This window comes from Corallococcus praedator (assembly GCF_003612125.1).
GTDB lineage: Bacteria > Myxococcota > Myxococcia > Myxococcales > Myxococcaceae > Corallococcus > Corallococcus praedator.
The window spans coordinates 47,496-57,101 of the sequence record NZ_RAWI01000015.1; the positions used below are offsets into that span (position 1 = coordinate 47,496).

The following is a 9,606-nucleotide window of genomic DNA, read 5'->3' on the forward strand; positions in this document are numbered from 1 at the left end:
CACGGCGGCTGCTCTAGCTCCCCCAAGTGACCGGGACGAAAGAGCCCGGGCGAACGACCGAAAGGTGCAGGCCATGAACCGCGAGAACACGAACTACGAAGTGCTGTCGGACGAAGCGGGTCGCCCCATCAAGGCGTGGACGGTGGGTGTGCCGTTCGAGGACGAGGCGAAGCAGCAGCTTCGCAACCTCCGGGGCCTGCCCTTCATCCACAAGTGGGTCGCGGTGATGCCGGACGTGCACCGCGGTTACGGCGCGACGGTCGGGAGCGTGGTGCCCACGGTGGGTGCGGTGGTGCCGGCGGCGGTGGGCGTGGACATCGGATGCGGGATGATCGCCGTGCGCACGACGCTGCGCGCGGAGCAGCTGCCGGACTCGCTGCGCGGGGTGCGCTCGGCCATCGAGGCGGCGGTTCCCCACGGCCGTACGGACAACGGCGGCCGTAACGACCGTGGCGCCTGGAAGGATGCTCCCGCGACGCATACGGCCGCGTGGGCGTCGCTCGTGACGGGGTACGAGCAGATTGTCGCGAAGCACAAGCACATCGGCCGTGGGCCGCAGCTGGGTCACCTGGGAACGCTGGGAACCGGGAACCACTTCATCGAGCTGTGCCTCGATGAGTCGGATGGCGTGTGGCTGATGTTGCACTCCGGGTCGCGCGGGGTGGGTAACCGCATCGGGAGCTACTTCATCGAGTTGGCGAAGAAGGACATGAGCCGCTACCACATCCACCTGCCGGACGCGGACCTGGCGTACCTGCCGGAGGGGACGGAGCACTTCGACGACTATGTGTTCGCGGTGAGCTGGGCGCAGGACTTCGCGGCGATGAACCGCGAGCTCATGATGCGCTCGACGGTGGAGGCGCTGAAGACGAGCGGTGAGTTGCCTCCGTTCGAACTGGCCGAGTCGGCGGTGAACTGCCACCACAACTACATCTCGCGCGAGCACCACTTCGGAAAGAACTGCTTCGTGACCCGCAAGGGCGCGGTGCGGGCGCGTGAAGGCGACATGGGAATCATCCCCGGCAGCATGGGGGCGCGTTCGTACATCGTCCGTGGAAAGGGGAACGCGGATGCCTTCCACTCGTGCAGCCACGGCGCGGGCCGCGTGATGTCGCGCACCGAGGCGAAGAAGCGCTTCTCGCTGGATGACCACGCGAAGGCGACCGAAGGCGTGGAGTGCCGCAAGGACGTGGACGTGATTGACGAGACGCCGGCCGCGTACAAGCCCATCGATGCCGTGATGGCGGCGCAGGCGGACCTGGTGGAGGTCGTCCACACGCTCAAGCAGGTGGTGTGCGTGAAGGGATAGCCGACGCAGTCCTTCCCACCCGCCGTCCAGCCGAGGTCCCCATGCCGGGATGACGATGCCGAGGCGCCCGTTCCCCCCAAGAGGTCCCGCAAGGGCCGTTAGGGTGGGGGAGCGGGCGCCGCTATTTTTTATCAGGGATGGGATGCTGCATCCGTCCGCGAGCGCCACGAAGGAGCACGACGCACATGGTTCGCATCGATGGTTCACAGGGTGAGGGGGGCGGCCAGGTGCTGCGCACCGCGCTGGCGTTGTCGCTGGTGACGGGGACTCCGTTCGAGATGATCAACGTGCGCGCTGGCCGCGACAAGCCGGGCCTGCTGCGCCAGCACCTCACCGCCCTCAAGGCCGCGGAGGCCGTGGGCGCCGCGGAGGTGACGGGCGCGGAGCTGCGCTCGACGCGGCTGTCCTTCCACCCGCGCGCGCTGACGGCGGGCAACTACCACTTCGCGGTGGGCTCGGCGGGCAGCGCGACGCTGGTGCTCCAGACGGTGCTGCCCGCGCTCCTGCACGCGGAAGGTCCGTCCACGCTGATGCTGGAGGGCGGGACGCACAACCCGGCGGCGCCGCCGTTCGACTTCCTGGAGAAGACGTACCTGCCGCTGCTCAACCGCATGGGGCCGCGCGTGGAGGTGACGCTGGAACGCCCCGGCTTCTATCCGGCCGGCGGCGGGAAGTTCCGCGTGAACATCCAGCCGGCGAAGTTGCAGCCGCTGCACCTGATGGAGCGCGGCCGGGTGCTGCGGCGCGAGGCGGTGGCCCAGGTGGCGGCCATCCCCTTCGACGTGGCCCGGCGCGAGCTGGAGACCGTGGCGGGCGTGCTGAAGCTGCGGGAGGACCAGCAGCGGCCGGAGGAGCTCAAGCGCGCCTTCGGTCCGGGCAACGTGCTGCGCGTGGAGGTGGAGAGCGAGCACGTGACGGAGGTGTTCACCGGCTTCGGTGAGCGCGGCAAGCGGGCGGAGCTGGTGGGCGAGCAGGTCGCCGCCGAGGTGAAGCGCTACCTGGACGCTGAAGTCCCCGTGGGCGAGCACCTGTGCGACCAGCTGCTGTTGCTGCTCGCGCTGGCGAAGGGCGGCAGCTTCCGCACCCTGGCACTGGATGGCCATGCGTTCACGCAGCGCGAGACGATGGCCCACTTCCTGGACGTGAAGATCGACGTCCGCGAGGTGGCGCGCGACGTGTGCGACGTGACGGTGCGCGGCTGATTCATGACAGGGCCTCGTCCGGCCGGCTGCCTGGCGGACGAGGTGTCCTCCCGAGCGGGGGACAACCCGTGACGTTACCTGGAGTCCTTCCTACGTTGGTGACTCGTGGGGGAGGATTCACGCGTGGCGGAAGTCCCTGAGGTCGAAATCATCGTCCGCGATTTGAAGCAGGCCGTGGTGGGCCGCCGCTTCGTGGATGCGCAGGTGCTGGTGCCCACGGCGGTGCGCTTCGCCTCGCCGGAGGACTTCATCCAGAACCTGCGGGGCAGGCGGGTGCTCTCAGCGGACCGCCGCGCCAAGTTCATGCTGCTGACGCTGGATGACGGGCAGACGTTGGCGTTGCACTTCATGCTGTGGGGCGAGCTGGCGCTCCGGCCCGTGGGAAGTGAGCGGCCCCCGGCGACGCTGGTCGTCCTCACGCTGGAGGGCAATGAAGAGCTGCAGCTCACCGACACGCTGGGTTACGCGCGCGTGGCGTTGGGCCCGACCCAACTGCTGGCCTCCCAGTTGAAGCTGGCGGAGCTGGGGCCGGAGGCGCTCGACGACACCTTCACCCCGGAGCTGCTGGCCCAACTGCTGCGCCGTCGCCGCAGTCCGCTCAAGACGGTGCTCCTGAATCAGCGCGTGCTCGCGGGGCTGGGCAACCGTGACGCGGACGAGAGCCTGTGGGCGGCGGGCATCGATCCCAGGCGGCTGGCCTCGTCGCTGTCGCCCGCGGAAATCCTCAAACTGCACCGGGGCATCAGCGACGTGCTGGAAGAAGGACTGCGCCTGCGCGGTACGCAGCGCGACCTGTTCGGCGTGCAGGGCAAGGCGCTGCACCGGCGCAACATCTTCGGCAAGACGGGAGCACCGTGTCCTCGCTGCACCACGCCGGTGTCGCACCTGCGCATCGGCGGCCGCAACACGCACTGGTGCGCGCACTGCCAGCCCGCGGACGGCCCCGCGCCCGAAGCTCCCGCCCAGACGTCGCTGCTCTGAACGCGGCGTCCGCGCGGACCTCATCGCTGCGAACAGCCGCCCTGCCAGGCCCGGACGTGCGAGCCCCGCGAGGCGCTGGTATGAAACGGGCGTGTCCGACGTTCCCGCCGCCACGCCCCTGCCCCTCGACGAAGCGCTGCTGCGCGCGAGCGAGGAGAACGCGCTCCCCAGCTACTACCAGTCCAGCGTGCGCCCGCTGCTGCGCGACCCGGAAGGGCGCTGGCCTTCGTGCTGTGGCGGAGGCTGCGAGCCGTGCGCGCAGACGCTCACCCGGGTCGCCGTGCGCGCGTTGGAGCTGATGGGCACGCCCCGCCAGAGCCCGCTGCCCGACTTCTAGGCCTGGGAGCCGACTCCCCGGGTCGTCAGAACAACCGGGTGCCCAATCCCACGCGCGCGTTGAAACCCAGCCGCGTATGCCCCGCGCCGGCGCGCTCCTGGAACGTCTCCACGCCCAACTGCCCCGCCGCGAGCAGCGACAGGCCGCTGCCCAGGTACACCTCCACGCCCGCGCCGCCCAAGGCCTGGAAGCGCCGCTGCTTGTCGCCCGTGAGTCCCAGGTCGATGGGCAGGTCCACCAATCCCAGCAGCGCCACGGTGTCCGCCACCCGGTAGCTCGCGACGAGCCCCGGCAGGATGCGCACCAGCACGCCGGAGAAGTTGTCCGCGTCCATGTACGTGGCGCCCGAGTTGAGCACCAGGCCCACGCCCAGCGTCGGCGCCAGCTGCAACGCTCCCCGCCGCAGCACCTCCTTGCGGCCCAGCACCTCCAGCGACGCGCCCAGCTTGAACCAGTCAAAGCGCCCGCGCGCCTCCATCTCGAAGCCGCCAATGCCCTGACGGAACCCCACGCCCACCTCCGGCGCGCCCGTGTAGCCATAGAGTGCCGTGGCGCCCGCGGGCAGCATCACCGGCGCCACCACCGAGCCCAACGGGTCCTCACTGGAGAACGCGAGCCCGGAGTCCTGGGCGGAGGACACGGCGGGCACGACGAGGAAGGTCAGCAGCAGGACGAGGCGCGTCATGGGCGCGCACCCTAGCGTGAGAAACACGATGGCCAAAACCCAACGATTCCAGGGACTTGGGGGCAGGTTGTGCATTCGGCTCGGTTCCCTGGAAGAATGGGGAATCCATGGTTGCCTACCTCCACTCCGCGCCCTCCACCGCAGCGTCCACGCCCTCCGGAGGTCGCTCCGCACTCGACCTGTCGGGTGAGGTGGCAGGAGGCTCCGTGCTGGTGGTGGGCGAGGTGTCGCGTCCGGAGGTGACGGAGGCGCTCCGCGCGGAGGGCTTCGAGCCCGTGCACGTGGAGGGCATGCGCGACGCGTTGGCGCGACTGGCCTCCCCGGAGGCGTTGCCCCGGCTGGTGGTCATCGACGCGGAGCTGCCGGACGGCGATGGCTTCAGCCTCTGCGGGTTGCTCCGGGCGGACGCGAAGGTGGAGCACCTCCCGGTGTTGCTGGTGGCGCGTCAGCAGGAGGAGTTCCACCGCGACCTGGCCGCGGGCGTGGGCGCGGACGAATACCTGGTGGAGCCGGTGGACGCCCGGGACGTGGCGGTGCTCGCGCGGCTCAAGGCGGGACGGCGCGGCGAGCAGGACGTCTACGATGCGCACACCGGGAGGCTGCCGCTGGTGCACCTGGTGCGCGCGCTCCTGTCCGGCGTGCGCTCGGGGCGGGTGACGCTGTCGGAAGACACGGGCGCCTTCACCTTCCGCCACGGCCTGCTGGTGGACGCGTCCTTCCACGGCGAGCGCGGCAGCCTCGCGTTCCGGCGCCTGCTGTGTTTCGGCGCGGGCGGCTACACGGTGACGTTCGGGCCGGAGCTGCACCGGGGCTCCTTCTCCATGGACCGCGCGTACCTGTGCGAGCAGGTGGTGCCGGACCTGGAGCGCTTCGAGGTGCTGCGCGTCCGGGGCCTGCCCCTGGCGGCGCGGCTCACGGTGGACTTCAACCGGCTGGCGCGCGAGCTGCCCACGCTGCCGGAGGACGTGGAGCAGGTGGTGCGGCTCTTCGACGGCCGGCGCACCGTGCGCGCGATGCTGCTGGAGTGCCGCTTCCCGGAGGCGCTGGCCTACGAGGCGGCCACCCGGCTGTTCATGCTGGGCGTGCTGGTGCCCGCCATCCTCGTGGAGGAGCGCGAGCGCGCCCGGGAGTCCGCCGGCCCGCCGCGCCTGTTCGAGCCCGCCCCGCTGACGGGGGATGCGCCGGCTTCCGAGCCCGAGCCCACGGCGTCGTGAGCGTTTGACTCGGGCGGCCTGCTCGGGGCACAAGGCCGGGGACGTGGGCCCTCACGGGGCCCATCCTTCTTCCGAGCCGAAGTGAGCCGAAGCCGCCGCCATGTCCGGTCACAACCGATGGTCGAAGATCAAGCGCCAGAAGGCCGCGATGGGTGCGACCAAGGGCAAGCTCTACTCCAAGCTCATCAAGGAGCTGACCGTCGCCGCGCGTCTGGGCGGCGGTGACCCCTCCGGCAATGCCCGGCTGCGCGTGTCCATGGGCCAGGCGCGCGAGGCGAACATCCCCCGCGACAGCATCGACCGCGCCATCAAGAAGGGCACCGGCGAGTTGGAGGGGGCCTCGTACGAGGAGGTGACGTACGAGGGCTACGGCCCCGGCGGCGTCGCGCTCATCATCGAGTGCCTCACCGACAACCGGAACCGCTCCGCCAGCGACGTGCGCAACCTCCTGAGCAACCACGGTGGAAACCTGGGCGCGGAGGGCGCGGTGGGCTGGATGTTCCACAAGAAGGGCGTCATCGTGGTGAAGCCCGGCCCCAGCGAGGACCAGGTGATGGAGCAGGCCCTGGAGGCGGGCGCCGAGGACGTCGTCGACCAGGGCCCGGACGGCTTCGAGGTGCGCACCGTGCCGGCGGACCTGCACGCGGTGGGCTCGAAGCTGGAGGCCGCGGGCCTGCCCCTGGGCGAGCAGAAGTGGACCTTCGTGCCGCAGAACACCGTGAAGGTGGAAGGCGACAACGCGAAGCGCATGTTGAAGCTGATGGACGCGCTCGACGACAACGACGACGTGCAGCAGGTGCACGCGAACTTCGAAATCGACGAGTCCCTGATGGAGTCGCTGTCCGCGTAAGGCCCCTCTTGGGCGCGTGGGAAAGGAACGGGCCGGTGCGCGTGCTCGGCGTGGACCCTGGCAGCCGCTTCATGGGCTTCGGGGTGGTGGAGGAGAAGAAGGGGAAGCTTTTGCACCTGGGCCACGGCGTCATCAAGGTGCCGGAAGGCGCGCCCCTGGCCGAGCGCCTGAAGGAGCTGCACGCCGCGCTGTGCGCCGCGCTCGCGCGCTATCAGCCGGAGGCCGTGGCGGTGGAAGGGCTCTTCACGCACCGCAACGCGCGCAGCGCCCTGGTGCTGGGCCATGCGCGCGGCGTGGCGCTGCTCGCGGCGGCGCAGGCGGGCCTGACGGTGCACGAGTACGCGCCCGCCAGCGTGAAGAAGTCGGTGGGCGCCAGCGGCGCGGGCGGCAAGGACGCGGTGTCCCGCATGGTGCGCACGCTGCTGGGCGTGGATGAAGCGACGTTGGAGCGCGCGGATGCCAGCGACGCGCTCGCCGTGGCGCTGTGCCACCTCAACCATTTCCGCGTGGGCCTGCCCCGCGCGTCGGCGCCCGCGAACGGCAAGCGCAAGGGGGCCGCGTCGGTGCTCGCGGACCGGCTGTCGTCCGCGTACAAGCGCCCGGAGGCCCGATGATCGCTCGGCTGCGTGGCAACGTGTTGGAGAAGGGAGCAGAGGACGCCGTCATCGACGTGCAGGGCGTGGGCTACCGCGTGAACCTCTCCTCCCTCGCGCTGGGCAAGCTGCCCGCGGAGGGCCAGCCGGTGGACGTGCGCATCCGCACCGTGGTGCGCGAGGACGCCTTCGACCTGTTCGGCTTCCTCTCCGTGCCGGAGGAGGAGCTCTTCCTGCTGCTCAACAGCGTGTCGCGCATCGGCCCGCGCATGGCCCTGGGCGTGCTGTCCGGCATGGAGGTGGGGGAGCTCATCGCGGCGCTGTCGCGCGGTGAGGTGAACCGGCTCGCGAAGATTCACGGCGTGGGCAAGAAGACCGCCGAGCGGCTCGTCCTGGAGCTCAAGGACAAGGTGAAGAACATCCACGCCGAGGCCGTGGCGCGCGGCACCGCCGCACCGGTGCCCGCCGCTCCCACTGGCACCAAGGCCGACCTCATCTCCGCCCTGCTCAACCTGGGCTACAAGCAGCCCCAGGCGGAGAAGGCTGCGGACGTCGTCACCGAACGGCTGGGCCCGGACGCCACCTTCCAGGTGCTCTTCCGCGAGTCCCTCAAGGTCCTGCGCTCCACCCCCTGAACAGCGCGTCACCCCCCAGGGCAAGACGCGGTGCATCTTGGGACACGAAGTCCTTGGAAAATCCGCGCAAGTCTTATTCCCCTACGAAGTCGCGGACGTCGCCCGCCCGACGGCCTGCGCGTTCGTTGGATGCCATCCGCGATCCACGAAGCCCGGCTCACGACAAACCCAAGCGATGACGGCGTCTGGGGCGCTGGCCCGTTTCATTAAAAATATCAATTTACAGCAGGGGTGCGGGGGTCCGCGGAGGATCGCACTGCGCCTGAGGAGGCGTGTGTGATGGAGGCGTGGCGTGGTGTGTCGCTCTTCGTGCTGATGCTCTCCGGTGGGTTCGGAGTGGGGTGCGGTCCGGAGGCAGGGTGGGAAGCGGAAGTGCCGGGTGGAACGTCGGTGGCGGTGCAGGAGGCGTCCCTGGGGAGTGGTGGGGCCCAGCCCTGTGGTCGCTCACCGCTTTCAGTGGGTGACCTTCAGCCGGGCATGGAGGGGTCGAGTCCGGAGTCGCTGGTGCCGGTGGGCGTGCAGCTCTTCTACGCCGCGGATGACGGAGCCTCCGGGCGCGAGCTGTGGGTGACGGACGGGAACGAGCGCGACTCCCGGCGGGTGACGGACCTGCGGCCCGGGCCCGCGGGCAGCACCCCGCGCTTCCTCACGCGGGTGGGCGGGCGGCTCTTCTTCGTCGCGGACGACGGGGCGCACGGGCCGGAGCTGTGGCGCACGGACGGCACGTCGCAGGGCACGGTGCTGGTGGCGGACATCCGGCCGGGAGCGGCGGGCAGCGCGCCGGACAACCTGACGGTGGTGGGCGCTCGGCTGTACTTCACCGCGGATGACGGCGTGCATGGCCGCGAGCTGTGGAGCACGGACGGCACCGCGAAGGGCACGCAGCTGACGCAGGAGTTCGCGCCCGGGCCCGCGTCGCTCTTCCTGGACGACCTGACGGAGTGGAACGGGCGGCTGGCGCTGGTGGCGTACGGGGACACGTCCGTGACGCTGTGGGTGACGGAGGGCGGCACCGGCACCGCGAAGGTGTTCTTCCGGGGCCCGGCGCAGACGGTGCTCTTCGCGCTGACGCCGGTGGGCCTCGACCGCCTCTTCTTCCTCGTGGACGGGGGCCTGGGCGAAGCGGACCTCTGGGTGTCGTGGGGCCTGCCCCTCCTCACCTTCCCGCTGCGGCACTTCCCGGGGGACTACCCGTCGGAGCTCACGCCCATGGGCAACGCCGTGTACTTCATGGCCGGCGCGGAGGGCTTCTTCGGCGAGCCCGGTGACCACCGCTTCGGCGGCGAGCTGTGGAAGAGCGACGGCACGCTCCTGGGCACCCGGCGGGTGAAGGACGTGAATCCGGGGCCGGCGGGCTCGCTCCCGTCGGGGCTGACGGCGTTGGACGGGCGGCTGTACTTCGCGGCGGATGACGGCGTGCACGGCCGCGAGCTGTGGAGCACGGACGGCACGTCGCAGGGCACGGTGCTGGTGCAGGACCTGGAGCCCGGGCCCGTGGGCAGCACCCCCACCGCGCTGGCGGCGACGGACGGCTGGCTCTTCCTCTCCGCGGCGACGGCGGAGCGGGGCCGCGAGGCCTGGTACTCGGACGGCACCCCGGGCCGCGTGCAGTCCCTGCGCGACATCGCGCCCGCCGAACTGGGCTCCAACCCCCGGGGCTTCGTGCGCTCCGGAGGCTACGTCTTCTTCGTCGCCACCCACCCGGACCAGGGCGAGGAGCCCTGGGCGCTGCCCTTCCTCCTCATGGGCCGCTGTGGCCAGGGGGCGGGCTGAGGCTCACGCCGCGCGCCGCACCGCGGG

The 9,606-nt window shown here is 70.8% G+C and carries 10 protein-coding genes; 9 read left to right on the forward strand and 1 reads right to left on the reverse strand.

Annotated features, from left to right (window positions below):
* Nucleotides 1-73 precede the first annotated feature (73 nt).
* The 4 genes from D7Y13_RS03695 to D7Y13_RS03710 all read left to right on the forward strand — a co-directional run bounded on the left by D7Y13_RS03695 (nucleotide 74) and on the right by D7Y13_RS03710 (nucleotide 3,829).
* The gene (locus D7Y13_RS03695; RefSeq protein ID WP_120582370.1) at nucleotides 74-1,309 is read left to right on the forward strand and encodes an RtcB family protein; all 1,236 of its coding nucleotides are present in this window, start codon (nucleotides 74-76) and stop codon (nucleotides 1,307-1,309) included.
* Between the two features lie 185 nt (nucleotides 1,310-1,494).
* The gene (gene rtcA / locus D7Y13_RS03700) at nucleotides 1,495-2,511 is read left to right on the forward strand and encodes an RNA 3'-terminal phosphate cyclase (RefSeq protein ID WP_120582371.1); all 1,017 of its coding nucleotides are present in this window, start codon (nucleotides 1,495-1,497) and stop codon (nucleotides 2,509-2,511) included.
* A 123-nt stretch (nucleotides 2,512-2,634) separates the two neighbouring features.
* The gene (gene mutM, locus D7Y13_RS03705) at nucleotides 2,635-3,492 is read left to right on the forward strand and encodes a DNA-formamidopyrimidine glycosylase (protein ID WP_120582390.1); all 858 of its coding nucleotides are present in this window, start codon (nucleotides 2,635-2,637) and stop codon (nucleotides 3,490-3,492) included.
* 91 nt (nucleotides 3,493-3,583) lie between these two features.
* Entirely contained in the window at nucleotides 3,584-3,829 is a 246-nt protein-coding gene (locus tag D7Y13_RS03710) for a hypothetical protein (protein ID WP_120534491.1), read from the forward strand.
* 25 nt (nucleotides 3,830-3,854) lie between these two features.
* On the opposite strand, the gene D7Y13_RS03715 is transcribed toward D7Y13_RS03710, so the two are convergent.
* On the reverse strand, nucleotides 3,855-4,514 hold the full coding sequence (locus D7Y13_RS03715) for a hypothetical protein (RefSeq protein ID WP_120582372.1): 660 nt from the start codon (nucleotides 4,512-4,514) through the stop codon (nucleotides 3,855-3,857).
* Nucleotides 4,515-4,621: 107 nt separating this feature from the next.
* Here D7Y13_RS03715 and D7Y13_RS03720 point away from each other — a divergent pair, with 107 nt between their 5' ends.
* The 5 genes from D7Y13_RS03720 to D7Y13_RS03740 all read left to right on the forward strand — a co-directional run bounded on the left by D7Y13_RS03720 (nucleotide 4,622) and on the right by D7Y13_RS03740 (nucleotide 9,579).
* On the forward strand, nucleotides 4,622-5,728 hold the full coding sequence (locus tag D7Y13_RS03720; protein ID WP_120582373.1) for a response regulator: 1,107 nt from the start codon (nucleotides 4,622-4,624) through the stop codon (nucleotides 5,726-5,728).
* A 100-nt stretch (nucleotides 5,729-5,828) separates the two neighbouring features.
* A complete protein-coding gene (locus D7Y13_RS03725) occupies nucleotides 5,829-6,578 on the forward strand; it encodes a YebC/PmpR family DNA-binding transcriptional regulator (RefSeq protein ID WP_120534488.1) in 750 nt (249 codons plus the stop codon).
* Nucleotides 6,579-6,613: 35 nt separating this feature from the next.
* Nucleotides 6,614-7,192, forward strand: coding sequence for a crossover junction endodeoxyribonuclease RuvC (ruvC, locus tag D7Y13_RS03730; protein ID WP_120534487.1), 579 nt, complete (start codon nucleotides 6,614-6,616; stop codon nucleotides 7,190-7,192).
* Nucleotides 7,189-7,806, forward strand: coding sequence for a Holliday junction branch migration protein RuvA (gene ruvA, locus D7Y13_RS03735; protein WP_120534486.1), 618 nt, complete (start codon nucleotides 7,189-7,191; stop codon nucleotides 7,804-7,806). The genes ruvC and ruvA overlap by 4 nt, the downstream gene beginning before the upstream one ends.
* 279 nt (nucleotides 7,807-8,085) lie before the next feature.
* Entirely contained in the window at nucleotides 8,086-9,579 is a 1,494-nt protein-coding gene (locus D7Y13_RS03740; RefSeq protein ID WP_120582374.1) for an ELWxxDGT repeat protein, read from the forward strand.
* Nucleotides 9,580-9,606 lie beyond the last annotated feature (27 nt).

Bases quoted from the DNA above. Each gene is read 5' to 3' on its own strand.
- D7Y13_RS03740 (WP_120582374.1), top strand. From the start codon at position 8,086: ATGGAGGCGTGGCGTGGTGTGTCGCTCTTCGTGCTGATGCTCTCCGGT.
- D7Y13_RS03715 (WP_120582372.1), bottom strand. From the start codon at position 4,514: ATGACGCGCCTCGTCCTGCTGCTGACCTTCCTCGTCGTGCCCGCCGTG.
- D7Y13_RS03725 (WP_120534488.1), top strand. From the start codon at position 5,829: ATGTCCGGTCACAACCGATGGTCGAAGATCAAGCGCCAGAAGGCCGCG.
- ruvA (WP_120534486.1), top strand. From the start codon at position 7,189: ATGATCGCTCGGCTGCGTGGCAACGTGTTGGAGAAGGGAGCAGAGGAC.
- D7Y13_RS03720 (WP_120582373.1), top strand. From the start codon at position 4,622: ATGGTTGCCTACCTCCACTCCGCGCCCTCCACCGCAGCGTCCACGCCC.
- D7Y13_RS03695 (WP_120582370.1), top strand. From the start codon at position 74: ATGAACCGCGAGAACACGAACTACGAAGTGCTGTCGGACGAAGCGGGT.
- rtcA (WP_120582371.1), top strand. From the start codon at position 1,495: ATGGTTCGCATCGATGGTTCACAGGGTGAGGGGGGCGGCCAGGTGCTG.